21 protein-coding genes and 2 pseudogenes are annotated in these 24,602 nt (G+C 50.0%); 10 read left to right on the forward strand and 13 right to left on the reverse strand.

From position 1 onward, the window contains the following. Window positions 1–23 precede the first annotated feature (23 nt). The 3 genes from rikA to mgrA form a co-directional block, all read right to left on the reverse strand. A complete protein-coding gene (gene rikA / locus HV261_RS09770; RefSeq protein WP_202038152.1) occupies window positions 24–1,229 on the reverse strand; it encodes a putative transcription factor/ribokinase fusion protein RikA in 1,206 nt (401 codons plus the stop codon). Between the two features lie 277 nt (window positions 1,230–1,506). Further along, a complete protein-coding gene (ypeC, locus tag HV261_RS09775) occupies window positions 1,507–1,833 on the reverse strand; it encodes a DUF2502 domain-containing protein YpeC (protein ID WP_005122377.1) in 327 nt (108 codons plus the stop codon). Window positions 1,834–1,970: 137 nt separating this feature from the next. After that, a complete protein-coding gene (gene mgrA / locus HV261_RS09780) occupies window positions 1,971–2,960 on the reverse strand; it encodes an L-glyceraldehyde 3-phosphate reductase (protein WP_202038153.1) in 990 nt (329 codons plus the stop codon). 183 nt (window positions 2,961–3,143) lie between these two features. Between mgrA and HV261_RS09785 the strand changes: the two genes are divergently transcribed. Then, window positions 3,144–4,796, forward strand: coding sequence for an alpha-keto acid decarboxylase family protein (locus tag HV261_RS09785; RefSeq protein WP_202038154.1), 1,653 nt, complete (start codon window positions 3,144–3,146; stop codon window positions 4,794–4,796). On the opposite strand, the gene HV261_RS09790 is transcribed toward HV261_RS09785, so the two are convergent. Beyond that, entirely contained in the window at window positions 4,797–6,032 is a 1,236-nt protein-coding gene (locus tag HV261_RS09790; protein WP_202038155.1) for an ion channel protein, read from the reverse strand. It lies immediately after the preceding gene. 204 nt (window positions 6,033–6,236) lie between these two features. On the opposite strand from HV261_RS09790, the gene glk reads away from it, so the two are divergent. Both glk and HV261_RS09800 read left to right on the forward strand, forming a co-directional pair. Next, complete coding sequence (gene glk / locus HV261_RS09795; RefSeq protein WP_115643122.1) at window positions 6,237–7,202, forward strand: glucokinase; 966 nt, start codon at window positions 6,237–6,239, stop codon at window positions 7,200–7,202. Window positions 7,203–7,670: 468 nt separating this feature from the next. Further along, on the forward strand, window positions 7,671–8,297 hold the full coding sequence (locus HV261_RS09800) for a LysE family transporter (RefSeq protein WP_137384257.1): 627 nt from the start codon (window positions 7,671–7,673) through the stop codon (window positions 8,295–8,297). Window positions 8,298–8,375: 78 nt separating this feature from the next. Here HV261_RS09800 and HV261_RS09805 read toward each other — a convergent pair whose 3' ends face one another. The 3 genes from HV261_RS09805 to HV261_RS09815 all read right to left on the reverse strand — a co-directional run bounded on the left by HV261_RS09805 (window position 8,376) and on the right by HV261_RS09815 (window position 11,104). Next, window positions 8,376–8,576 carry a hypothetical protein gene (locus HV261_RS09805; RefSeq protein WP_202038156.1) on the reverse strand — a complete coding sequence of 67 codons (201 nt, stop codon included), beginning with the start codon at window positions 8,574–8,576 and terminating at the stop codon, window positions 8,376–8,378. A gap of 81 nt (window positions 8,577–8,657) precedes the next feature. Then, complete coding sequence (ypdB, locus tag HV261_RS09810; protein WP_202038157.1) at window positions 8,658–9,392, reverse strand: two-component system response regulator YpdB; 735 nt, start codon at window positions 9,390–9,392, stop codon at window positions 8,658–8,660. Window positions 9,393–9,406: 14 nt separating this feature from the next. After that, a complete protein-coding gene (locus HV261_RS09815; protein ID WP_086523807.1) occupies window positions 9,407–11,104 on the reverse strand; it encodes a sensor histidine kinase in 1,698 nt (565 codons plus the stop codon). A gap of 387 nt (window positions 11,105–11,491) precedes the next feature. Between HV261_RS09815 and alaC the strand changes: the two genes are divergently transcribed. Then, window positions 11,492–12,730 carry an alanine transaminase gene (gene alaC / locus HV261_RS09820; protein WP_137384255.1) on the forward strand — a complete coding sequence of 413 codons (1,239 nt, stop codon included), beginning with the start codon at window positions 11,492–11,494 and terminating at the stop codon, window positions 12,728–12,730. Window positions 12,731–12,797: 67 nt separating this feature from the next. Here alaC and ypdK read toward each other — a convergent pair whose 3' ends face one another. Then, the gene (gene ypdK / locus HV261_RS09825) at window positions 12,798–12,869 is read right to left on the reverse strand and encodes a membrane protein YpdK (RefSeq protein WP_010723117.1); all 72 of its coding nucleotides are present in this window, start codon (window positions 12,867–12,869) and stop codon (window positions 12,798–12,800) included. A gap of 344 nt (window positions 12,870–13,213) precedes the next feature. On the opposite strand from ypdK, the gene HV261_RS09830 reads away from it, so the two are divergent. Next, on the forward strand, window positions 13,214–13,828 hold the full coding sequence (locus HV261_RS09830) for a lysozyme inhibitor LprI family protein (RefSeq protein ID WP_202038158.1): 615 nt from the start codon (window positions 13,214–13,216) through the stop codon (window positions 13,826–13,828). 41 nt (window positions 13,829–13,869) lie between these two features. Here the strand turns inward: HV261_RS09830 and lpxP are convergent, their stop codons facing one another. Continuing rightward, window positions 13,870–14,790: a kdo(2)-lipid IV(A) palmitoleoyltransferase gene (gene lpxP / locus HV261_RS09835; protein WP_005129779.1), complete on the reverse strand. Its 921-nt coding sequence runs from the start codon at window positions 14,788–14,790 to the stop codon at window positions 13,870–13,872. Window positions 14,791–15,230: 440 nt separating this feature from the next. Here lpxP and HV261_RS09840 point away from each other — a divergent pair, with 440 nt between their 5' ends. Beyond that, a complete protein-coding gene (locus tag HV261_RS09840; protein ID WP_137384253.1) occupies window positions 15,231–15,473 on the forward strand; it encodes a YfdY family protein in 243 nt (80 codons plus the stop codon). 115 nt (window positions 15,474–15,588) lie between these two features. On the opposite strand, the gene pgtP is transcribed toward HV261_RS09840, so the two are convergent. Beyond that, complete coding sequence (gene pgtP, locus HV261_RS09845; RefSeq protein ID WP_040231431.1) at window positions 15,589–16,980, reverse strand: phosphoglycerate transporter PgtP; 1,392 nt, start codon at window positions 16,978–16,980, stop codon at window positions 15,589–15,591. 415 nt (window positions 16,981–17,395) lie between these two features. On the opposite strand from pgtP, the gene pgtC reads away from it, so the two are divergent. The 3 genes from pgtC to pgtA are packed head-to-tail and all read left to right on the forward strand — an operon-like array spanning window position 17,396 to window position 21,838. After that, the gene (gene pgtC / locus HV261_RS09850; RefSeq protein WP_202039677.1) at window positions 17,396–18,595 is read left to right on the forward strand and encodes a phosphoglycerate transport regulator PgtC; all 1,200 of its coding nucleotides are present in this window, start codon (window positions 17,396–17,398) and stop codon (window positions 18,593–18,595) included. Continuing rightward, on the forward strand, window positions 18,592–20,601 hold the full coding sequence (gene pgtB / locus HV261_RS09855; RefSeq protein WP_202038159.1) for a two-component system sensor histidine kinase PgtB: 2,010 nt from the start codon (window positions 18,592–18,594) through the stop codon (window positions 20,599–20,601). The genes pgtC and pgtB overlap by 4 nt, the downstream gene beginning before the upstream one ends. Then, window positions 20,591–21,838: a two-component system response regulator PgtA gene (pgtA, locus tag HV261_RS09860; protein ID WP_202038160.1), complete on the forward strand. Its 1,248-nt coding sequence runs from the start codon at window positions 20,591–20,593 to the stop codon at window positions 21,836–21,838. The genes pgtB and pgtA overlap by 11 nt, the downstream gene beginning before the upstream one ends. Before the next feature lie 100 nt (window positions 21,839–21,938). Here the strand turns inward: pgtA and HV261_RS09865 are convergent, their stop codons facing one another. Together HV261_RS09865 and HV261_RS09870 are read right to left on the reverse strand one after the other, a co-directional pair. Continuing rightward, window positions 21,939–22,478, reverse strand: a complete 540-nt coding sequence (locus HV261_RS09865; protein WP_040231426.1) for a DUF2058 domain-containing protein — start codon at window positions 22,476–22,478, stop codon at window positions 21,939–21,941. 115 nt (window positions 22,479–22,593) lie between these two features. Next, on the reverse strand, window positions 22,594–23,070 hold the full coding sequence (locus HV261_RS09870) for a WbuC family cupin fold metalloprotein (RefSeq protein ID WP_202038161.1): 477 nt from the start codon (window positions 23,068–23,070) through the stop codon (window positions 22,594–22,596). A 168-nt stretch (window positions 23,071–23,238) separates the two neighbouring features. Between HV261_RS09870 and HV261_RS09875 the strand changes: the two are divergent. Next, window positions 23,239–23,691, forward strand: a pseudogene (locus tag HV261_RS09875) (protoglobin domain-containing protein); the annotation flags it as partial. A gap of 9 nt (window positions 23,692–23,700) precedes the next feature. Here HV261_RS09875 and HV261_RS09880 read toward each other — a convergent pair. After that, window positions 23,701–24,600, reverse strand: a pseudogene (locus tag HV261_RS09880) (IS3 family transposase); the annotation flags it as partial. Window positions 24,601–24,602 lie beyond the last annotated feature (2 nt).

Below are 24,602 nucleotides of genomic sequence, written 5' to 3' on the forward strand. Positions count from 1 at the left end.
GGGGCTGAAGATGCTCTAAACAGCTACTGCATACGATGATAAACGAGTGAATTGTTGGGCATGTTTGATGCACCTTTACGTTCAACTTTCAACGAGGCAAACGCAGAAGCATACTGCGCTGCATTGATGAGTCCTTTACCGTTTGCAATGCATGCAGCCAGTGCCCCGGTAAAGGCATCGCCTGCTCCACTGGTATCGACCACGGCTGATTTATAGGCAGGAATATGCGTGAAAACTGTGCCATCAAAGATCAGACAACCGTCGCTACCTAACGTGATAATGACGCATTTTGCGCCTTGCACATAAATGCTCCTGGCGGCATTTTTGGCCGAATAGATATCAACAATGTTGATACCAGATAACGCTTCAGCTTCAATTTTGTTCGGCGTAATAATGTCAATTAAATGCAATATTTCTTTGATCTCTGAAACATAAGGCGCCGGGTTCAGGACAACCAGCGATTTTCCGAGTTTTGCCTGCATGATAGCGAAACGCGTGATCGGAAAATTATTCTCCAGCTGAGTTAAAAAAACTTTGCAATTACGGATGGTATCAATATCCAATAGAATATCTTCCTGGGTAAAAGTTTCATTGGCCCCAAGATCGATACTGATCATATTGTCACCCGTAGCACCTGAAACCCATACCATTGCAATGCCGGTGGATGACATTTCATTTTCAAAAAAAGAAAAAGAAGAAATTTCAGTATTGGTTAAATATCTTTTGGCTTTTTTTGAAAACTCATCGGCTCCTAACTTAACGGTGAGATGAACATTGTTATTGATTTTAGCCGCGGCAACCGCCTGGTTTGTGCCTTTTCCTCCGGCATAAAAACGGGTTGCAGAGGCTCGGATGGTCTGGCCAATCTGAGGAAATGTCGTCGTTTCAGAAACAATATCTATATTGAATGAACCAAGTATGTAAATGCTATCATCTATATAGCTATTTTGTTTGGCATGAGCAGAAACCGATACAATTTCTTTGTGGCTTTTGAACCCATTCAATATGGTGTTGGTGAAAGACTGCTCAAATAATGATTCCTCAGGTGTGCTTTTTAATTGTGCACCACCATGAAATAATGAGAAAAGGCTATTCTGACTTAATTCATTTAAGTCATTACGGATCGTCCGAGTTGTGACAGATAATTCCTTTGCTAATTCGCTAACATAAACCTTTTTATCGGTTACTAACTTAACCCGAATGGCCTTTTGTCTTTCTTGTTTTTTCATTAGCGCTCACCCCAGGTTTTATAATATTAAATTAATGTTAATATTTATCGCGCAAAGTTCAAAAAAAACACGATAAATCGGAATTTTTTTTTCCGATTTTGCGAATTTGTGAAATGAACAGGAAATTTACGGGAAAACAGGGGCGAGCGGATGTGGCTGCTTGTCATCTGGCGATGGGCAAGGCGTGATGCAAAAAGGGCCTGGGTATACACACAGGCCCTGGGTAACTCAATGATTTGTGTGAACAATACTCCCCGCATGATGGGGATTTGTTACATTAATGGCGGTGCCCGTGGCCACGTCCACGCCCGCGATGGTCATCGCGATCGTTCCAGCCTTCACGATAGCCACGCTCATAAGCTTTGCGCTTATCCCAGCCGCGATGATAACCGTTGTCATGACGCCACCAACGATTTTTACGCCATTCATAATTATGGTGCCAGTAATCCCGGTCACGCCAGCGCCCACCGTCCCAGTAGTTGCCGTAGTTATCGCGATCGCCAATTTGTAATTTAATCGACGGCAGCAGGGTGATTTCGCCAGCGTTTGCGGCCAGCGGTGCAAAAGCCAATAAGACTGCCGCCAGAATCAGTGACCTGAACATTGTTTCTCTCCTTCACGATCGAGCCGTAGCCGGCCTGTTAACGTAATATTACGGGGCAGTAAAGCCCCGTTTCATCGCCTTAACTCTTAAATCGTCAGAGAGCGCACTTTTTGTTAATAAATGTGTCTTTATTTCCATCAACCCAGGATGGCGTCGATCTCCGCACACTCTTCGGCAGAGAAATGACGGTTTGCCAGCATGCCAACGGCATCTTCAATTTGCCCAGGTTTGCTGGCGCCAATCAGTACTGACGTCACCTTATCGTCGCGGAGAACCCAGGCTAACGCCATCTGGGACAGTTTTTGTCCCCGGAGCCCGGCCAGCGCATTAAGGGCACGGACTTTTTCCAGTTTTTGTGGGGTGATCTGGTCTGGGTTGAGAAAACGGCTGGCACTCGCTGCCCGGGAATCCGCCGGAATACCGTTCAGATAGCGGTCAGTTAATTGCCCGCCAGCCAGTGGGGAAAAGGCGATGCTGCCCACACCTTTTTCCTGCAAGAGTGACAGCAGTCCCCCCTCAACCCCGCGCTCAAACATGGAATATTTCGGCTGGTGGATGAGACATGGTGTCCCTAAATCATCGAGTATTTCGATCGCCTGCCTGGCGAGATCCGCAGGATAGTTAGAGAGTCCTACGTACAACGCTTTCCCCTGACGCACAATATGATCCAGCGCGGTCATGGTTTCTCTGAGCGGAGTTTGGGGATCGGGGCGGTGATGATAGAAGATATCAACATACTCCAGCCCCAGACGTTTCAGACTTTGATCGAGGCTGGCAATCAGGTACTTGCGCGATCCCCAGTCACCGTAGGGACCTTCCCACATGGTATAGCCTGCTTTGGTCGAGATTATCAGTTCATCCCGGTACGATAAAAAATCTTCCTGCAGGATGCGACCGAAGTTTCGTTCAGCCGAACCCGGCGGCGGGCCGTAGTTATTCGCCAGATCAAAATGGCTGATCCCCAGATCGAAGGCGTGCTGTAATAGGGCCCGGCTGTTTTCGACCCGAGTGGTATCACCAAAATTGTGCCACAGACCCAGGGAGACAATCGGCAGTTTGAGCCCGCTCTGACCGCAGCGGCGGTATTCCATTGTGTGATAGCGATTTTCGTTAGCCTGATAAGCCATGTCGCCTCCTTCCAGAACATAGGTGTCTTTTAGTGTATACGGTTACACAATCGATTCTTCAAGGAAATTTTGATCGTCAAAACTGTACACCCTGCTTTCCACCTCCTTCGCAGCGACATTCCTGGACAGTCATCACAGTTCTTCGATACTCAACATGAGGTTACCGTCAGAAGGATAGCTGTCATGCAAACCCCGTATTCCGTTGCTGATTATCTGCTGGACAGGCTGGCAGGCTGTGGCATTGACCATCTGTTTGGTGTGCCGGGCGATTACAATTTGCAGTTTCTTGACCACGTCATTGACCACTCAAGCGTGCGTTGGGTCGGGTGTGCGAATGAATTGAATGCGGCGTATGCCGCGGATGGCTATGCCAGGGTAGTCGGAGCGGGAGCGTTGCTTACCACTTTTGGCGTGGGCGAGTTAAGCGCAATTAATGGTATTGCCGGAAGTTACGCGGAATACGTTCCTGTCCTGCACATTGTCGGGGCGCCGTGTCGCAGCGCTCAGCGTCGTGGCGAGTTAATGCATCACACCCTCGGCGACGGTGACTTTCAGCATTTCTACCGTATGCAACAGTCAGTGACGGTCGCCAGTGCCGTGCTGGATGAACAAAATGCCTGCTATGAAATTGACCGCGTGTTGCAGGCGATGTTAACCGAAAGACGACCGGGTTACCTGATGCTACCTGCTGATGTTGCGAAACAACCTGCTACACCACCGAGTGACATACTTATTGTTCCCTTGAGCGAGCCGGAAAGTAGCGTAGCTGCTGCGTTTCGCTATCATGCGCGTGAACAGTTGCTGGACAGTTCGCGCGTGTCGCTATTAGCCGATTTTCTCGCGCTACGCTTTGGCTTGCAGCCCGTTTTACAACGCTGGATGACGGAAACGCCGATGGCTCATGCCACGCTGTTGATGGGCAAAGGATTGTTTGACGAGCGACATCCGGCGTTTGTGGGTACCTACAGCGCGGGGGCCAGCAGCGATTATGTGCGCCAGGCGATAGAAGACGCCGATACGATTATTTGCGTCGGTACCCGGTTTGTTGACACCCTGACCGCCGGGTTTACGCAAAACTTACCTCCCGAGCGAACGATTGAAGTTCAACCCCATGCGTCGCGGGTTGGGGGAAGCTGGTTTAACATTCCGATGGAACAGGCGGTTACTACGCTACGGGAACTGTGCCTGGAAATGTCGTTTTCGCTGCCGCCTGAACGTCCTTGTGCCGGGCGTCTGCAGGTTGAGAAAGGCCCTCTGACGCAGGGAAATTTCTGGCATACGGTGCAACAGTATCTGGCCCCCGACGATATTATTCTTGTCGATCAGGGGACCGCAGCATTTGGTGCAGCTGCGCTATCACTTCCTGTCGGGGCGGAAGTACTGGTCCAGCCGCTGTGGGGGTCAATCGGTTACGCTTTGCCTGCTGCATTTGGGGCGCAAACAGCCTTCCCGCACCGTAGGGTGGTCCTGATTATTGGCGATGGTGCGGCACAGCTCACCATTCAGGAATTGGGAACCATGCTTAGAGACGGGCAAACGCCTGTTATTTTACTGCTCAATAATGACGGTTATACCGTGGAACGTGCCATTCATGGTGCGAACCAACGATACAATGATATCGCCGGGTGGAGCTGGACGCTGGTGCCACAGGCGCTAAGTCGTGAATGTCAGGCGGAATGCTGGCGCGTGAAGCAGGCTGTCCAACTGGAAGAGGTTCTGGCTCGTCTGGCAAAACCGCAACGCCTCTCGTTGATAGAAGTGGTGTTGCCGAAGGCTGACCTTCCCGAACTCTTGCGCACGGTGACCCGTGCGCTGGAATCCCGCAACGGGGGGTAGCTACTTATCGGGACGGTCAGCAATCATCATTGGTTTTCCGGCTAATAGCAGCCAGGCCGGAAGCATGACGATGCACAACAGTGGGAGTAGGGTGGTGTCCGGCACCACCACTGCCGCCATAAACAGGCTCAGCCATGCATCACGAGTGACGACCAGTACCAATCCCAGAATGGCGCAGGAGACCGTAATCGCGGCAGGAACGGCTTCGACATGGGCATGCAGCATCAGCCCCAGTGCGACGCCAACGAATACCGCGGGGAAAATTCGCCCACCGCGAAAACCACTCGCTGCAGCCACGACCAACGCAGCCAGCTTTATCACCGCCAGCATGAAATAGTCTGAGGCTCCCAGCGTCTGGCTAAATGCCATTTGCTGCATCTCATCCAGGCCCTTAAACAGGGTCAGTGGCCCTCCGATAACACCCAAAATACCGAGGATAAAGCCTCCCGCGCCGAGGATCAGCACCGGGTGTTTCAGGCGATGTATCAGATGGTGCAAACGAGGCAGGCACCACACGGCCACCATCCCCGCCGCGATAGCAATGGCCGCAACGACCGCGCCGCTGAAGATATCGACCAGATGCATCTGCGTATAGTGCGCGATAGGCAATGAAAAGTGGGGATGAAAGAACAGGCTGGTGGTGAGTGATCCTGCCGCGGCGGCCATTAACGGTGCGAACAAACGGTCCCATAGGGGGACATCGTTGGAGCTGTTCAGCGTTTGCGAAAAGACCAGCGCAGCGGCAACCGGGGTACCAAATAGCGCCCCGATGGTGCCAGCAGAGGCGAGGATGGTCCAGTCCAGCTTTGCGATTCGTGGAAACATGCGGCTACCCATCGCCACTGCCAACGCAATGTTAACGGTCATGATGGGGTGCTCTGGACCCAAACTGACGCCCCCCGCGAGGCCAATAATCAGGGCGGCCAGCAGTCCTGGCAACGCAGACGTCGAGACGGGCATGCCGATTAAAGGTTCGCAGGCTGGGTCAGGGCCAGCATGGCCATGACTGTAGCGGATGATGAGCCCGACTACGACCCCGGTAAGCGTGAGCATAGCAATAATCCAGAATGGAGAATCCTGGGCAATACCGATGCTTACGGGCAGACGTTCCCACAAAAACTGCTGTAAAACGGAAGCCACTTTCATCACAGCAATCAGCACCAGACTGGACGCTACACCAATCAGCAGCGCAGGCGTTGATAGCAAGAGCATCGTTCTGGCTCGTGGATGGAGCATTTTCTATTCCTTAATGCAGAGTCATAGGCGTAGTTTGCACAGCCTGCCCAACGGCATCGCTGCAAATGGTGCTGAAACGATAAAGTAATTCTGTGACCTGGATCGATATTCCATGGGCATCAGCCTTCAGGGCGTTGTTGTTATGCCCCCATGAATTTACAGTGTGACAAAGATTTATTCTGACTTTAGCGGAGCCGTGAAAGAATGACAAAATATGCTTTAGTGGGTGATGTTGGCGGCACCAATGCGCGTCTTGCTCTGTGCGATATTGCCAGTGGCGAGATTTCGCAGGCGAAAACCTATTCCGGGCTGGATTACCCAAGCCTTGAAGCCGTTGTGCGCGTGTACCTGGATGAGCATAGCGTTAGCGTCAAAGATGGCTGTATCGCCATTGCCTGCCCAATAACCGGTGACTGGGTGGCCATGACCAACCATACCTGGGCATTTTCCATTGCCGAGATGAAAAAGAATCTGGGCTTTAGCCATCTGGAAATCATCAATGATTTTACTGCCGTATCAATGGCAATCCCGATGCTGAAAAAAGAGCATTTGATCCAGTTTGGCGGCGCTGAGCCTGTCGAGGGCAAACCCATTGCGGTCTATGGCGCAGGTACCGGTCTAGGCGTGGCGCATCTGGTACATGTGGATAAACGCTGGGTGAGCCTGCCAGGCGAGGGGGGGCATGTGGATTTTGCGCCGAACAGTGAGGAAGAGGCGATTATCCTGGAAGTGCTGCGGGCTGAGATTGGTCACGTTTCGGCGGAGCGCGTGCTGTCCGGTCCTGGGCTGGTAAATCTGTATCGTGCGATTGTGAAATCCGACGGACGTCTGCCGGAAAATCTGCAACCGAAAGACATTACGGAACGCGCCCTGGCTGATTCCTGTATTGACTGTCGTCGCGCACTGTCGCTGTTTTGCGTCATTATGGGCCGGTTTGGCGGCGATCTGGCATTAACGCTGGGGACGTTTGGCGGGGTGTACATTGCTGGCGGCATAGTGCCGCGCTTCCTGGAATTCTTTAAAGCATCGGGTTTTCGCGGCGGTTTTGAGGATAAAGGGCGTTTTAAAGCCTATGTGCAGGATATCCCGGTATATCTGATTGTGCATGATAATCCAGGCCTGCTTGGTTCCGGCGCGCATTTACGCCAGACGCTGGGACACATTCTGTAAGGCCCGTGCCGGATGGCGCTTTGCGCTTATCCGGCCAACAACGAAAATAATTCCGTTGACGGTTAAAACGGAGACGCTCTGAGGAAGTGGGCGATTTTTTGTATTATCAATTATTACAAATGTCATTGTGTTGACATTAAATATCCGGGCACAACCGCAAAAGGTTGCCGCAATAATAAGAAAAAGTATAAATAACACACTGATGAATAACGTGTCGAAATATCATTAAGTTAGCGTAAATTTAATGCAGTTCCCTTTATGAGAACGGACATCTTATTTACATTGATACATCGGGATAAGGTTGTATTATCCAGGCCAGATTGCTGCAATAAGAATCGATTTATCGCGAGGATTTCTTTTTAGTATATTTAATAAGCGATAAAAGTGATGGAGCTTAAAGAGGCTAGTGAGCTAGAATAAACTTCCAGATTTATTGGTAATACATTTCAGCCTGGCGAATTTTTAAATATGTTTATTCCTTCTGTTAGTGCGACGGCCTTTGTTGCTTCGATTGCCACATTGGGCATTCTTTCTCCCGGCCCGGACTTCTTCATGGTGATTAAAAATGCGGCGCGCTACCAGCGTCTTCAGGCCATGATGACGGCTCTTGGCATTGTCGGTGGTGTGGCGACCCATATGTCCTACTGTGTGGCAGGACTGGCGGTTGTTATTACCACGACGCCCTGGCTGTTCGATATTTTGAAATATGCGGGGGCTGCGTATCTGATTTGGGTGGGGCTGCAGGCTCTGCTGTCACGCGGGCACAACAGTATGGATATGACCCAGGTTGCGCGCCAGGAAGTGACGTTAGGTAAAGCATTTCTGCAGGGCTATTTGTGCAACCTGCTTAATCCAAAAGCAACGCTGTTTTTCCTGTCGATCTTCACTCAGGTGCTGAGCGTCCAGTCTGGTTTTCCAGAAAAAGCCTGGTATGCCGGCGTTATCCTGATGGTGTCAGTGATTTGGTGGCCGGTACTGGTGATCCTTATCCAAAGTGCGCCAGTGCGCGCTGGCCTGGCAAAGGCGCAGAAAGTCATCGATAAAATGCTGGGGGGTCTGCTGATTGCCCTCGGTATTAAGGTTGCTCTTAGCTAATTCAGTTTAGCCTGCAGCATGCTCTGTACGCTAAGTGGCCGCGAGTTAAGGGTTTAGTTAGCTCGCGACCGGTTATTGTCAGTGAGATGTCGTGCTTGTTGCGTTTTGTATCGGCAGTTTCCCGGCTCTCAGTAGCACCATCTCTTGCTTACACAGCAGTACGATAGCCTGACGAGCCTTCATTCGACGTGAGGTGAGGGCTTTTTTCACCGTACGGCGATCCGCACCCATTTCCAGCATCTGAAAACATAACTGGGATAGCGCATGTCTGTATTTCATTGAAAATTCACTTTATTACGTTTTATAGCACCGGCAGTAGATCGCCATTTTACAACGATCCGCACGGTCATGACTAATCCCCTATAAATGCATTAACTGTCTGAATTCTTTTACTTTGCTCCGGCTAACCGGGATTTCAAATTCCAGATCTTTTAATCGCAAAATATAGGTGTTGTTAAACCACGGTTCGATCTCGCGGATTTTGTTCAGGTTTACGCAGAATGAGCGGTGGCAGCGGAAAAAATGTGAGGCAGGCAGTTTGCTGCAAAATTCGGTGATGTTCATCGGCATGACATACGATTCGCGCCGCGTGTAGACGAAGGTCATCTTTTCATGGGCTTCAGCGTAGTAAATATCGTTGATTGGCGTAACGATGATCCGCTCGTCTTTGATCAGGTTGATCGTATCGTTTTCACGCATCACCGGGCTGGTAAGGGGGGCTCCTGTTTGCTGCTGCTGCCAGGCTGCCTCCAGTTTTTGCAACATGCCGACAATCCGTGACTCCTGGTACGGTTTCAGAATGTAGTCAAACGCTTCCAGTTCAAAGGCTTCAACAGCGTGTTCTTTCCAGGCTGTAATAAACACAATAAAGGGCTTATGCGCAAACTGACTGATGTTTTGCGCCAGCAGCACACCATCCAGTGACGGAATATTGATATCCAGAAAAATAGCGTCAACGCGGTTGTGCTGCAGGTATTTAAGGACATCCAGACCGTCGTCAAATGTGCCGACAATCTCCATCTGGCTGTGCTCTTTTATCAGCCAGCTAAGTTCCTGTTGGGCCAGGAATTCATCTTCAACAATGATGACTTTCACAACTTAACTCCTGGTTAAAGCAATAATGTGGCCGGGGCCGCTGCAGGGGAGTGCTGGTTTGGCACGTAAAAGGCAATCTCTGTGCCTGGCTCAAGACGGCGGATATGTAGCCCTTCGCCGTACAGGAGCTTAACGCGGTGATGCACATTCAACAGGCCAATTTTATTGCCCGGCATTTCATTGGACTCAACGCGTTCAATGACTTTCGGATCGATACCATGGCCGGTATCTCTGACGGCAATGCGTACCCGATTACCACATTCCGCCACGCTGATAGTGACCACACCTTTCCCTTTGCAGGGTTGGATCCCATGGACGATGGCATTCTCAACCAATGGCTGAATCAGCAGGCTGGGAATAAAACAGCTGACTTCTTCATCAATATCATAAATAACCGTCAACTTATCGCCAAAACGGGCCTGCTCAATGGCAATGTAATCTTTAATTTGATACAGCTCTTTCTTGATGTCGATCTGCTCATCATCTTTTAATTCAATATTATAGCGAAGATAGCGGGATAAATTAAAAATGAGCTGGCGTGCAGTGTCCGGGTTAAGCCGCACTGACGATGAGATCGCGTTTAGCGCGTTAAACAGAAAATGGGGATTTATTTTACTTTGTAGTGCCCGCAACTCTGCCTTATTTGCCATTTCGCGTAGCTGTTCGGCGCGGGAAACTTCAAGCTGAGTCGAGATAATTTGTGACAGACCGATAGCCATTTCCTGTAATGAAGAGGTGATCTGGTGGGCATGGCAGTAGTAGATTTTCAGCGTACCGGTGACCACCCCTTTTTCCCACAACGGTATTACCAGCATGGAGTGTATTTCCGGTGTGCGATGTGCTTCATCATTGTTCTTTATGATGATTTTTCCGTAATTTATTGCCTGCTGGGTAGTAGGGCTAACGAAATCATCGTTATCGCGGTAGTTCAGTTCGCCAACGCCGACATAGGCCAGAACGTGCTGGGTATTGGTGATCGCGACGGCATCAGCATGAATATCATGGCGAATAATTTCGCACACCTGGCGTAGCGACTCGCTATTGACCTGACGAAAAAGCGGCAGGGTTTTGTTGGCGATATCCAGCGCCAGCTTAGCCTGTTTTGCCGCACTGGCCTCTTTCTCTCCTTCCACGCTTTGTACCAGCATGACGATAAAGCCGATACAGACGCTGCCAAGGATCATTGGGATACCGATTTTCGAGACGATATCCAGCCCCAGTTCGGTGGTGGGGGCCCAGGCGACCACCAGAATCATGGTCAATGATTCGCACAACATTCCGCCTAAAATACCGGCGCGCCAGTGTTGTGCCTTAGGGATTTTTCGGTTGATCCAACCCGCAATACAGCCAGCAAGGATACTGGTAATAAAACAGGGAAGGGCGGTAACACCTCCAATATCAATTAGATAACGGTGTGTACCCGCGATGAGTCCGGTAATGATACCGACCCATGGGCCGAACAGAATTCCTCCTGACATCACGGCAATAATACGCACGTTCACCAGTGAGCCTTCTACCGGTACACCAGACCAGGTGCTGAACAGGGCAAACATGGAGAAAATGGCCGTAACGGCGAGCAGCTCTTTCACCGAGTGAGCTGACTTGTGCAACAGTTCGCGGAACAGGCGGATACGAATCAGGAAAAACAGACAGAACAGCATCAGCGCTGCCCGATCAAAGACCGCCAGCAGCATATTGAATATTTCGTGCACAGGTGACTCTTGCGAAGGGGGTAAACCTCTATGATAGGTAACCTGAGGCAGGATGACCAGCATCCCTGTCAGCACAGGCTAATGAGGAAAAACCACAACATTAAAAGGGGATTGTTGCATGATTGTTGTATTTACAATATCTCTCCACAGAAGGCGAACTTCAACGTAATGTATTTAACAACAGAATGTTAAAAACTGGTGATTTCATGAGGGTTAGATATTCATGCATTTCCCGTTTTAGAAACGTTGTTCCTCTTTTATGCCGATAAAAAATATTTTGCTGTACCTCTCGACAGAAGGAAATTAATCAGGCTATTTTCTAAACGTGCCACCATCGTGGCCGCGTCGCTCGGACGGTCCGGGCGCTAACGTACATCTGAGGATATTATGGCTGACTCCCGCCCTGAACGTCGTTTTACGCGTATTGATCGTCTTCCCCCTTATGTTTTTAACATTACCGCTGAACTGAAGATGGCTGCGCGTCGGCGTGGCGAAGATATTATCGATTTCAGCATGGGGAATCCGGATGGCGCCACGCCTCCTCACATTGTCGAAAAACTGTGTACCGTGGCGCAGCGCCCGGATACCCACGGTTATTCAACGTCGCGTGGTATTCCTCGTCTACGTCGGGCGATTTCTCGCTGGTATCAGGAACGCTATGACGTCGAGATCGATCCGGAATCCGAAGCGATTGTAACGATTGGCTCCAAAGAGGGGCTGGCTCACCTGATGTTGGCGACATTGGATCACGGCGACACGGTCCTGGTGCCAAATCCCAGTTACCCCATCCATATTTATGGTGCTGTTATCGCCGGAGCCCAGGTGCGTTCCGTGCCGCTGGTGGAAGGGGTCGACTTCTTTAATGAACTGGAACGTGCGATTCGCGAAAGCTACCCGAAACCGAAGATGATGATCTTAGGCTTCCCGTCCAACCCGACGGCGCAGTGTGTCGAGCTGGAGTTTTTCGAAAAGGTCGTCGCACTGGCTAAACGCTACGACGTGCTGGTGGTTCATGACCTGGCCTACGCCGATATTGTCTATGATGGCTGGAAAGCGCCATCGATTATGCAGGTTCCGGGTGCCCGAGATGTTGCCGTTGAATTTTTCACCTTGTCGAAAAGCTATAATATGGCGGGGTGGCGCATTGGTTTTATGGTTGGCAATAAAACGCTGGTAAACGCACTGGCGCGCATTAAGAGCTATCACGATTACGGAACGTTTACACCGCTGCAGGTAGCCGCTATTGCCGCGCTGGAAGGCGATCAGCAGTGCGTACGGGATATCGCCGAGCAATATAAGCGTCGTCGCGATGTGCTGGTCAAGGGGCTGCATGAAGCGGGTTGGATGGTTGAAATGCCAAAAGCATCGATGTACGTGTGGGCGAAAATTCCGGAGCAGTACGCCGCAATGGGGTCGCTTGAATTTGCCAAAAAATTACTGAATGAGGCGAAGGTTTGTGTTTCGCCGGGGATTGGTTTTGGAGACTATGGTGATACACACGTGCGTTTTGCGTTGATTGAGAACCGTGACCGTACCCGCCAGGCAATCCGCGGAATCAAAGCCATGTTCCGCGCAGATGGTTTACTGCCGGCCAGCCCGAAATCAGCCACTGAAAGTACAGACTAGCAAAACCTTCACCTTACAACGCAAACAGGAGCCAAATGGCTCCTGTTTTTTTGCTGCATCTTTTAATTTAGATCATCAGGGCAAAAGTACCGGCCCACACGATGACCATAAAAGAAATGCCCATAAAGAAATATTTCACTTTTCATCTCTCCGCATACGATGAGTACGCCTAAATGAACATATGCTTACCTGACAGAGAGCTGATGCAAGCATAAACGAAAGGAAGAATACCCCGCGTTTGCTTGGCTGCATCACCTCAGAATTCTGAGCTTTAATGCTCCAGACGGCGCTAATGTACGCCTAAAAATGAGGTGAAACAAGAGGCATTTTTTTATTTAATTTTAGTAACTTACAAGTGTCGTGATTCGGCGACAGTTTAATTTCTGACGGTAATAAATTGCTATTGAGCGACGTAGTTGTTACTCAGAGAATTCTCATATCACCTTGAGGTTAATGCGGTTAATTTTCTCGCGGAATTTGATAATGAAAAGGTTAAAAATGACCAGATTAATGATGTTAGCACTTGTTCTTGCGCCATTGACGTCGATGGCGGCTGCACCACAAGCGTTCAATTTCAGCTGCGCAAGTATTGGTGGTGTGAATAGCGATGGTAACGGCAATGTATGGATTAATGGCGAAAAAGCGACCATTAAGACCTTCAATGAAAATTACTGGGAGGCGAAGAGCGGTAAAAATACCGTCTCTATTTCCAGAAAAGATGACGGAAACCCGGAAGTGTCCTGGGCTGGCCCAAACCGCAAGCATGGGATTTGTCAGCCTGAAGATAATGTTGATTTCTCTCCGGCGAAAAATTCGACTCATGCTGGCCCATCGTTCTCCTGTTCTGCAGCGGAAAAGGGAAGTATGGAAGAGATTATCTGTCAGAGCCCCTCGCTCTCCGCAATGGATTTAAAATTGAACGGGGTCTACAAGCAGGCGCTGGCTAAATCGAAAAATGACCCGACGCTAAAAGCAGAGCAACGAGGCTGGATCAAAGGACGTAATGAATGCTGGAAAGAGCAGGATAAGCCCGCCTGCCTTGCCAGAGAATATAGCGAACGAATGACTGAATTACAGAGCAAGTGGGGTGTTAAGTAATTCAGGCGCAGAAATAAAGAAAGGCCATTCGGCCTTTCTTTTTAGACATATAGCGAGGCTTCACCCATCGGGCGGGTTTTGAAACGACGATGGATCCAGAGATACTGCTCAGGTGCCCGCATGATCTCTTTCTCAATGATTTTGTTCATATAGGCCGCGGCCTGGTTTTCATCTTCCGGGTAGCCTTCCATTTCTGGCGTGATAAACAGACGGTAGCCGGAGTTATCAGATTTTCTCACCATGGTGACGGTCAGCATTTTCGCCCCCGACAAGCGTGACAGCACGTAGGTGCCGTTGGTTGTCGCAACATCTTTGACGGCGAAGAATGGCGCAAATGAGCTGCCTTTACGGCCATAATCCTGATCGGGTGCAAACCATACGGCTTCCCCTTTTTTCAGGGCGCCGACAATGCCGCGCAGATTATTTCTGCCAATCATGGCTTTGTTCGAGCGCATACGGCCGCGGGTTTGTATCCACTCCATTAATTTGTTGTTGTGCGGGCGGTAGGTTGCCATCATTGGCTGGCAAAGACCCATCACACGGCCTCCCAGTTCCAGCGACATAAAATGCACGCCGACAACCATTACGCCACGGTTATGCGCCTGAGCGCGTTGCAGATTGTCCAGGCCTTCAACATCAAACCATTTACGCACCCGACGATCTGGCCAGAACCAGGCCATACCGGTTTCAAGCAGTGCCATGCCGAGTGAGCGGAAATTCTCGTCGACCAGTTTGTTCCTTTCTTCTTGTGACAGATTTGGGAAACAGAGTTCGAGATTTTTATGGGCAATGGATTCCCGGCGCTTTAAAAATGGGCGCGCCAGCGTACCTGTACGGGTGCCCAGAAAACATAAAACAGGATAAGGGAGCTGCACCAGTAACCAGAGCACACCGACACCGAACCATGTGAGCCAGTAGCGCGGATGCAAAAACGCGCGTGAAAATTTACATTGGGGGAACATAAGCACCTGTTGTTGGTACGAAAATAATGTATCGCGAAGATTCTTTGTCTACAGCGTTACTCTCTGACACTGAACAGTTAGGTCACTATGAGCGACAATGGTTCCTGTAAAGAGTGTAAAACTGAGTCAGGACAAACCACGAGGGATATGAATGATCGGACGCATAATGTACACCCGAAGATTAATGTCATCCAGAAATAATTCCTCAAGTTTCGTAAATGTTTTTGGGTCGATCAAAAGCAAGAATAGGCTTATAGATAATTTGTTGTTTTTATGACGATTAAATAAAGGCCTGCAGGGAATGCTCGGTTCAGAAAATGAACAGCTATTGTAACGAAAATGTTGCTTGAATTGCGAATGGATAGGAATTGTCTTAGACTATAAAATCAAGGAAGTGTAAGGACTTACGTCGATTTTTACGGCAGACAGGAGGTAACGCTATGTTCTATTTTTGGACTTTCCTCGCATTGAGCATTCTGTGCGTCAGTTGCTATATTTGGCAGGTAATGGGCGCTGCCGCGTCAATTAGTTCTTTTTTCGGCATGGCTATCCTTACGGCATTAATTTATTTCTTTACCATGCGGTTGACTGACGGAAACGAAATGGTAACGGGACTGTTTCTTTTTCTTGCCCCGACATGCGGATTGATCATTCGCTTTATGGTGGGGGACGATAAGCATTAAATCGCAGGTTCATAACTGAAAACGCCATTGTGTACCCCATTGACTGATTGTCTGGCTTCCATCTGAGCAAACTAAAGTGCCAGTATCGCTGGCACTTTTTTCTCTCTAAAGCCGATTACCTGGCATCAGCAAGCTGCAGCTCCGTGTCCTGTTGTTGGGCATTCTTTCGTTGTTGTTCGAGTTCCAGCGCCCCGCGGTGAGACAGATAGCAGAACAGAATGCAGCAGACAATCCCGCCCATCAGCAAATAGAAACCGCCATGCCATCCCATTTTATCGACCATGACACCAAACAGGCTGGTTCCCAGCGATGCACCAAAAATGTAGCTCATAAAACCGCGTAATCCGACCGCCGAACCGACAGCAAAGCTGGGGACGATTTCCATGGTCTGCACAGACGCCAGGAACTGAGGCACATAGATCAGGCATCCGACGATGGCGGCAAAAATAGTGACCATCAGCAGGGATTCACTTTTCCAGTAACCGATCAGGCAGACGAAGATCAGCGCCATACAAATCATGGCCAACGGCATGCGACGACCCTTAAACAGTTTATCGGTCAGCCAGCCTGCCAGCAGTGTGGAAGGAATTGCGGCCCATTCGAAAAACAGGAACGCCACACTCATTTGCTCTTTCGAGAAATGTTTTTCAGTTAACAGATAAATCGGTAACCAACTGATCATGCCAAAACGCACCATATAGACAAAAACATCTACCAATGAAACATACCAGGCGTTTTTGTTACGCAGCACGTAGGTGCAAAAAATTTGAAAGGCGCTCATATTTTCCGGCGCCTGGGTTACGTGCCGGGCATTTAACACGACTTTTTCTTCCGGCATCATCTGTTCCAGAGCAGGCAAGCCTTCTTCGCGCGGTGAGCCTTTGCCCAACATCAGAACGATAAAAGCAAACAGCACCGCAACACAGGCTGGGACGATATAGCTGGCGCTTTGCCAGTGTTCACTGCCGAGAATAGCAAAGGCGGCGCCAACAATGGGGGCGACAATACCGCCACCGACGTTGTGTGAGATATTCCAGAATGCGCCAACGCGTCCGCGCTCTTTGCGTGGGAACCAGTTGGCGATGGTAATAAACGAGGGACCGACGCCCATTCCCTGAAACAGTCCGTTGAAGACCACCAGTGCGGCAAAAATCCAGAATCCGGTGCTGAACCCTAAGCCAACGTTGACAATGGCGCACAGGATCAGGCCGCAAGCCATAAAGACTTTCGGGCTGGCTTTGTCTGCCAGGCTGCTCATGATGCCTTTACTGATCCCATAGGCAATGAGCATACAACTGCTGAGTAAACCAATCTGTGTTGCGCTGAGATCCAGATGTTCTTTCAGGTACGGGGTAGAGAGGGTGAAGTTATTGCGTACAATATAATACGCAAGATAACCAAGAAATACGCTAAGTAACGCCTGAATGCGGTATCGACCATAAGTCTCCTGGATTTTTTCTTCCGGGACTTTATTTGCCGATGGCCCTGTCTTAAATATTGATAACATATCATCACCTAAATTTATATTGATGTGAATATCAGGATTTTTCGCAGTGAAGAGTGAAATAGGTGGCGAAGAAATTCAAATTGAAGAAATGTGTCACTATTGACCCAATTTGCTGAAAGTGGGACTGATTTTGACCCTTTTGAATTATGGCGAGGTCAGAGCTATTATTCTTAATGCGTTTTTATCATCAGCATGTGCGGGTATTAACAAATTCAAACGACATTTTCAGGTATTCTTTATCTCTGTTATCGCATTCCGTCTGGTTATTTTGATAGCAGTTTTATCTTTTCCACCTGCTGTGATAAACGGGTAAGTTTTGTCTCAATATTATTTTTCGAAGATGTTGGTATTTATGAACAGGATCACAAACAGACTTTTCTGTCGGGGTAGTTTGTTGGCGCTGTCACTGTGTTTTATGTCGCTGTCGGCGACCTGTCTGGCACAGGGGAAGGAGCTGGTGATGGCGACGACGTTTTCCCCGGGGGCAACGGCCTGGATTATTCAGCGCTGGCAAACGGAGCCGGGGTCAGTGATGATCCGCACGCTAAACCGGACCAGTTCTTCTCTCGAACAACTGCTCGATACCGCAAATGCGGAAAACGTTGACCTGATTTTAACCTCTTCGCCGATGCTACTGCAGCATCTTCAGGAGCATCAGAAACTTGCTCCTTTTGATAATGCATTGCCGGAAAGCCAGCGGCTGGTGCCTGAGTCAATACGGTCGACGTCTGTAGCCGTGGCTCTCTCGGGATTTGGTCTGCTGATTAATCGTTCAGCACTGACGGCGCGACATCTGCCACCACCGACGGACTGGGGCGATTTAACGCATCCTAAATATCAAAATGCCCTGCTGATGAGTAGCCCATCGCGCTCCGATACCAATCACCTGATGGTTGAATCACTGCTGCAACAAAAAGGGTGGCAAGAAGGTTGGGCGACATTGCTGGCCAGTGCCGGGAACCTGGTGACCATCTCATCACGCAGCTTTGGTGTTGCGGATAAAATTAAGAGCGGGTTGGGCGTTGCGGGGCCGGTTATTGATAACTATGCCAATCTGCTGCTCAATGACCCCAATCTGACCTTTACTTACTTCCCACACTCTGCGGTCTCGCCGACCTACGTAGCCGTGCTGAAAAACAGCCCGCGAGCCAATGAAGCGCAACGTTTTATCCGCTATTTATTGAGCCCGGAAGGGCAGCGGATCCTTGCCGATGCGAATACCGGTAAATATCCGGTAACGTCGCTGGCAGCAGATAACCCGCGTGCAGCCCAACAGGCCATTTTGATGAAACAGCCACCGCTTAATTACCGTCTGATCCTGAAGCGTCAACAACTGGTCCAGCGGATGTTTGATACGGCCATCAGTTTCCGCCTCGCGCAGCTTAAGGATGCCTGGCGAGCGCTGTACAGTGCGGAAGCTCGTCTGAAACACCCGCTACCCGAAATCAGAGCGCTGTTAACCCAGGTCCCAATCGACGCCAGGAGCAGCGAAGATGAAGCCTGGCTTGCTCAATTCGATAATAAAAGTTTTGCTGAACAGCAAATGATGGAGTGGCAACTCTGGTTTCTTAAAAACCAGCGTCTGGCGATATCAAAACTGGAAGAACTACAATGAAAGGCGGTTCGCTATGGCAACGTCTTCGTCAGCTCAGCATCAGCAGCAGTTTGCGGGGGGCTTTTCTGACGGGGGCTTTACTGACGCTGAGCGTGAGCTGTGTCAGTTTGTATTCCTGGCATGAGCAAAGTTCGCAAATCCGCTATTCGCTTGATGACTATTTCCCGCGCGTGCATTCCGCTTTTTTGATTGAAGGGAATCTTAACCTGGTTGTCGATCAGCTTAATGAATTCCTGCTGGCCCCCAATACGACCGTGCGGTTGCAACTGCGCAATCAGATCATCGAGCATCTGGACAAAATTGAACTGCTGAGTCGGGGATTGCAACCCGCGGAACAGCAACAGCTGGCGGTAATTTTGCAGGATAGTCGGGCGTTGATGACCGAGCTGGACAGGGTGCTCTACAACATGTTCCTGGTACGCGAAAAAGTCAGCGAACTCTCCGCGCGAATCGACTGGTTACATGATGATTTCACGACCGAACTGAACTCTCTGGTGCAGGATTTCACCTGGCAACAGGGAACCTTGCTGGATCAAATTGAAGCGAAAAATGGCGACGCGGCGTTGTACCTGAAACGCGCCAGGGAGGTGCAGAATGAGCAGCAACAGGTGTACACGCTGGCAAGAATTGAAAACCAGATCGTCGATGATTTACGCGACAGATTGAATGAACTGAAGTCAGGTAGCGACGACGGCATGCTGGTAGAGAATCATATTCGCTATCTGGAAAATCTGAAGAAAACGGCGGATGAAAATATCCGCACCCTGGACGACTGGCCCAGCACTATCACGTTGCGACAAACCATCGACGAATTGCTGGAAATCGGGATGATGAAAAACAAAATGCCCGATACGATGCGCGATTACGTCGCGGCGCAAAAAGCGCTGGTTGATGCCAGTCATGCCAGAGAAGCTACACTTGGTCGTTTTCGAACATTACTTGAGGCTCAGTTGGGAAGTAGTCATCAGCAAATGCAGATGTTTAACCAGCGGCTGGAGCAGATTGTTCGCGTCAGCGGCGGGCTTATTCTGCTGGCGACGCTGTTGGCGCTGCTTCTTGCCTGGGGACTCAACCACTACTTTATCCGTTCACGATTGGTGAAGCGTTTTACCGCACTCAACCAGGCCGTGGTGCAAATTGGTCTTGGCAGAACCGATGCCTCGATCCCGGTTTATGGTCGTGATGAGCTAGGGCGCATTGCGGGGTTACTGCGCCATACGCTGGGTCAGCTCAATACGCAAAAAAGTCAGCTCGAGCAGGAAGTGGCAGAGCGTAAGGAGATTGAAGCCGATCTGCGAGCGACCCAGGGCGAATTGATTCAGACGGCGAAACTGGCGGTGGTTGGACAGACCATGACCACGCTGGCCCACGAAATCAATCAACCACTGAATGCATTGTCGATGTATCTGTTTACTGCGGGCAGGGCAATTGAACAGGAGCAGTTGGCGCAGGCCAGAAGCACGTTAACCAAAGCTGAAGGACTCATTACCCGTATCGATGCCATTATTCGCTCATTACGGCAGTTTGCGCGCCGGGCCGAGCCGGGGGCACCACTGCATCCGGTCGATTTACGACAAACCTTCAGCGCGGCCTGGGAGCTATTGTCTATGCGGCATAAACCGCAGCAGGGTACGCTTTCGCTGCCGGTTGAGCGCGTGTGGGTTACGGGCGATGAAGTGAGAATTCAGCAAGTCCTGGTCAACATACTGGCAAATGCGCTGGATGCCTGTCCGGTTGCTGCGAAGATTGACGTTCACTGGCAGGTCGAGGGCAGCACGGTGTGTGTCTTTGTCAGCGATAATGGCCCCGGCTGGCCTGCTGCACTGCTACCGTCGCTATTAAAACCGTTTACCACCAGTAAAGATGTTGGTCTCGGTATTGGGCTATCAATTTGTGTCTCGTTAATGACGCAGATGAACGGCGAGCTACGCCTGGCGTCAACGCTGGGGCGCAATGCCTGCGTGGTACTGCAATTCAACCTGACGGATGTAGAAGATGTTGAGTGATGAATATTCTGTTCTGCTGATTGATGATGATGCCGATGTCCTTGATGCTTACACCTTGTTGCTTGAGCAGGCAGGCTATCGGGTATGCGCGTGCAATAACCCCTACGATGCCCGAAACTGGCTACAGGCTGACTGGCCCGGTATCGTTCTGAGTGACGTGTGTATGCCCGGCTGTAACGGTATCGAACTGATGGCTCTTTTTCATCAGGATGATAACCAGCTGCCGATCCTGCTGATTACCGGACATGGTGATGTGCCGATGGCGGTGGATGCGGTGAAAAAAGGGGCATGGGATTTTCTGCAAAAGCCGGTCGATCCCGGCAAGCTGCTGTTGCAGGTTGCAGAGGCGTTGCAGCAGCGAAAATCTGTGATTGCCCGTCGTCATTACTGCCAACAAAAGCTGCAGGTTGAGCTGGTTGGCTACAGCGACTGGATAAATCAGTACCGTCAACGCCTGCAGCAACTGGCAGAAACGGATCTTGCCGTCTGGTTTTATGGGGAGCCAGGGACGGGACGCATGACGGGAGCCCGTTATCTGCATCAGTTGGGACGTAGCGCCCAGGGGCCGTTTATCCGCGCAGAGCTCACCACCGGGAACACCGCTCAGCTCGGTGAACTGATTGCCCAAGCGCAAGGCGGGACGCTGGTATTAAGCCATATAGCGTGTTTGACGCGCGAGCAACAGCACCAGTTGGTTCACCTGCAAAGCCAGGAGCGGCGTCCTTTTCGGTTAATTGGTATTGGCACGACATCGCTGGTGGAGCTGGCGGCAACAAACCAGATCGTGGCCGAACTGTATTACTGTTTCGCCATGACGCAAATCGCCTGCCAGCCGCTATCCCTGCGCCCGGACGATATTGAGCCGCTATTTCGCCATTACCTGCAAAAAGCCTGTCTGCGTCTGAACCACCCCATTCCGCAGGTCGACGGAGAATTGCTGAAAGGGATGCGACGTCGTGTGTGGTTGAGTAATGTGCGAGAGCTGGCAAACGCCGCAGAGCTTTTTGCCGTTGGGTTGCTGCCATTGGCGGAAACCGCCAATCCGCAGTTGCATGTGCCGGAACCAACACCGTTGGATCGTCGGGTTGAAGAGTATGAGCGGCAAATCATTACCGAAGCGCTAAATATTCATCAAGGGCGTATTAATGAAGTGGCAGAATATCTGCAAATTCCGCGCAAAAAACTGTATTTGCGGATGAGAAAATACGGGCTAAGTAAAGAGCATTATAAGTTCTAGAGAGATGAGGCGCGGTTATGATAAGGGTAATTGAATGAACATCTGAGTCGTCACCTCATTATTAGAAAAAATGCCGGACTTATTATCCGGCATTTTTCGCTTACCACATTAAATCGTCAGGTACGACGAAGTCAGCATACGGATCGTCTTCGTCTTTCGCTTCCTGGCTCAGCTCACAATTTAAGACGATGTAGCTGTCGTCGCGCTGTGCAATTTTATCGGCAACGACGGCCGGGATAATAGCATATTCGCTGTCACGGTCGCTTTCGGCGGTCAGCCGGGCAATAGCCAGACGCCCTTTAATCAATTGCGCCTGTGTCACCTTATCTACGTAGATTTTTTTAATCAGATTATTATCGGTGAAGTTATACCCAATATCACCTTTGGAAATGGTGATTTTGTTCATTTCAATAAGCTGCTTAATCTGCGCTTTGTATTCTTTCGACAGCGTCGCTTGTTTCTGTTGATCGCTTAACTGCTTATCCCGTTCAATTTGTGCTTTTTTATTCTCTTCAACCGCTTCTCTGGCTTCACGGGCCTGAACGCGCGATTTTTTCGCCGTTCTCTGTACTTTCGCCATTTTTTTGCTGGAGACTAAGCCAGCTTTCAGCATCTGCTCTTGTAGGGTGAGTTTTGTCATTTTTGCGTCTGATCCAATAAAATCGTTGTCAGGATTATAACCTTAACGTCCAACGGGATGCCAGAATACGGGGTTTGCCAAATCGGTCTGGCTCCTGTCTGGCATCGCGAAATGCTCAGGCGCTAAACGGCGTATCTCCGGGCTGAACATGCTGATACCAGGCCATCAGCTCAGTCGTGCCGGGCTCGCCCTCGGCAGGCGCCCAGGCCGCAACGTCTTGTTCGGCCACGGGTTGATAACCACCGTGTTTAACTTCAAAAATAACGCCCCCCTTATCCAGGGACAAGACGGCGTGCCAGGTACCGGCATCCATCTCCAGCGCCATACAGTCCTCTCCTAACACAACACGTCGCGTAACGACGCCGGTCTCATCAAAATTCAATACCACAAAGCGTCCGCTGAGAGGTAATAACAGCTCAAAGGTATGTGGGTGGCGATGAGGACGGACATAGCTTCCGGGTTCCATCGCAATCGCCAGACGCTGAACGGGATCGCTTAGTTGCGGATGAAAATTACGATGTGCGCGCAAGCGAGGAGAATGGGCTGCCGCTTCACTTTGTTGTTGCAGATCGCTGAAGGTTATTTGTTTCATGTTAGCCGCCAGAAAGGAGTCCAGTGTCAGTCAGTCTGTTTGGATTGTGCAAAGCAGTGTATGTGAAGGCGATATTGGTAGGGAAGGCATTCATACCCAATAATCATAACAGACTATAATTTGCCAGCCGTACTGAAAACGGTAACAACTTACCCTGAGGGCCATCCTATGGAAACCTATTTACAAACCGTGAAGGACGAGTGGGTACAGTTGATTAATGAGACGGACCCAGTTGTCCATCAGCTTGCAGCACAACTGGCACACGTTCATGCGCCGGTGCTGATCGCAGAGTTTTACCGCGTTGTATTGGCCGACCCTAATGCCGCAGAGTTTTTGACCACCGAGCAGGTGGAAAGGCAGCTACAAGAAGCATTACGTCGTTGGCTTGTCGATGTGCTTTCCTGCCAGGTCGAACAGGTTGAAGAACAGATGCGCGCCCAGCAGCGTGCCGCGGATGTTCACGCTCGCATCGGGATCTCTGTTGATCTGGTTGAAATGGGTTTCAGGGTACTAAAAAAATTACTGTTGCCGCTGATTAATACCAGTCCGCACACTTCTGAAATCAAACTCAACATTTACCACTACGCCATCAACAGTATCGATCTGGCGATGGAGGTTATGTTGTAGTGGTCAACAAAAACTGGCCACAGCTTTAGAGTTTTTCCAGAACAATCGTTCTGATTCATTCGGCGTCAAACCACCATTATATTGATGAGGTCTGAGCTGGCTGTAATATCCTGTGATGTAATTCGTTATTGCCGTGCTGGCTTGGCTAAAATTCGCGTAGCCATTATCCGGTACCCACTCTGTTTTCAGGCTTCTGAAGAACCGTTCCATTGGGCTGTTATCCCAGCAATTTCCCCGGCGACTCAGGCTTTGCTTTATCTGATATCTCCACAGTAACTGTCTGAAATTCCTGCTGGTATAGTGACTGCCTTGATCCGAGTGATACAGTAAATTAGCCGGTTTTCCCCGTGCTTCCCAGGCCATCGACAGGGCTTTACCTGTCAGTGCGGAATCAGGGAAAAATGACATCGCCCAGCCAACCGGTTTACGGGAAAACAAATCGAGTACAACAGCCAGATAAGCCCAGCGTTTTCCCGTCCAGATATAAGTCACATCACCACACCAGGCCTGATTAGGCTCGGTAACAGCAAACTGGCGATCCAGATAATTAGGGATCTCAATGTGTTCCTTAGACGCCTTCTTATAACGATGGCCAGGTTGCTGACAGCTGATAATATTGAGCGCTTTCATCAGCTTTGTTGCCCGCCAGCGGCTCAGTTTTATACCTTTGGTGGTGACCATTGCGGCAATGCTTCGCGCTCCTGCTGAACCGTTACTTTCGCGATAAACTTCACGCACAAGGCTCAGTAATGCCACTCTCGTGGCGTCAGGCTTCCTGGGCTGCCGCCAGTATTTATAACTGCTGCGATGAACCCCAAACACGTTGCACACAACGGCAACAGGAAACCGCGCCCTGAGTTTCTCAACTAATGAGAATTGTTCAGGGAGTCTGACATCAAGAGCGC

Origin of the sequence: Citrobacter sp. RHBSTW-00671 (assembly GCF_014103415.1) — a bacterium.
GTDB lineage: Bacteria > Pseudomonadota > Gammaproteobacteria > Enterobacterales > Enterobacteriaceae > Citrobacter.

Excerpts from the sequence above, each read along its gene's own strand:
- rikA (WP_202038152.1), bottom strand. The coding sequence starts at position 1,229 with ATGAAAAAACAAGAAAGACAAAAGGCCATTCGGGTTAAGTTAGTAACC.
- ypeC (WP_005122377.1), bottom strand. The coding sequence starts at position 1,833 with ATGTTCAGGTCACTGATTCTGGCGGCAGTCTTATTGGCTTTTGCACCG.
- mgrA (WP_202038153.1), bottom strand. The coding sequence starts at position 2,960 with ATGGCTTATCAGGCTAACGAAAATCGCTATCACACAATGGAATACCGC.
- HV261_RS09785 (WP_202038154.1), top strand. The coding sequence starts at position 3,144 with ATGCAAACCCCGTATTCCGTTGCTGATTATCTGCTGGACAGGCTGGCA.
- HV261_RS09790 (WP_202038155.1), bottom strand. The coding sequence starts at position 6,032 with ATGCTCCATCCACGAGCCAGAACGATGCTCTTGCTATCAACGCCTGCG.
- glk (WP_115643122.1), top strand. The coding sequence starts at position 6,237 with ATGACAAAATATGCTTTAGTGGGTGATGTTGGCGGCACCAATGCGCGT.
- HV261_RS09800 (WP_137384257.1), top strand. The coding sequence starts at position 7,671 with ATGTTTATTCCTTCTGTTAGTGCGACGGCCTTTGTTGCTTCGATTGCC.
- HV261_RS09805 (WP_202038156.1), bottom strand. The coding sequence starts at position 8,576 with ATGAAATACAGACATGCGCTATCCCAGTTATGTTTTCAGATGCTGGAA.
- alaC (WP_137384255.1), top strand. The coding sequence starts at position 11,492 with ATGGCTGACTCCCGCCCTGAACGTCGTTTTACGCGTATTGATCGTCTT.
- HV261_RS09830 (WP_202038158.1), top strand. The coding sequence starts at position 13,214 with ATGAAAAGGTTAAAAATGACCAGATTAATGATGTTAGCACTTGTTCTT.
- lpxP (WP_005129779.1), bottom strand. The coding sequence starts at position 14,790 with ATGTTCCCCCAATGTAAATTTTCACGCGCGTTTTTGCATCCGCGCTAC.
- HV261_RS09840 (WP_137384253.1), top strand. The coding sequence starts at position 15,231 with ATGTTCTATTTTTGGACTTTCCTCGCATTGAGCATTCTGTGCGTCAGT.
- pgtP (WP_040231431.1), bottom strand. The coding sequence starts at position 16,980 with ATGTTATCAATATTTAAGACAGGGCCATCGGCAAATAAAGTCCCGGAA.
- pgtC (WP_202039677.1), top strand. The coding sequence starts at position 17,396 with ATGTCGCTGTCGGCGACCTGTCTGGCACAGGGGAAGGAGCTGGTGATG.
- pgtB (WP_202038159.1), top strand. The coding sequence starts at position 18,592 with ATGAAAGGCGGTTCGCTATGGCAACGTCTTCGTCAGCTCAGCATCAGC.
- pgtA (WP_202038160.1), top strand. The coding sequence starts at position 20,591 with ATGTTGAGTGATGAATATTCTGTTCTGCTGATTGATGATGATGCCGAT.
- HV261_RS09865 (WP_040231426.1), bottom strand. The coding sequence starts at position 22,478 with ATGACAAAACTCACCCTACAAGAGCAGATGCTGAAAGCTGGCTTAGTC.
- HV261_RS09870 (WP_202038161.1), bottom strand. The coding sequence starts at position 23,070 with ATGAAACAAATAACCTTCAGCGATCTGCAACAACAAAGTGAAGCGGCA.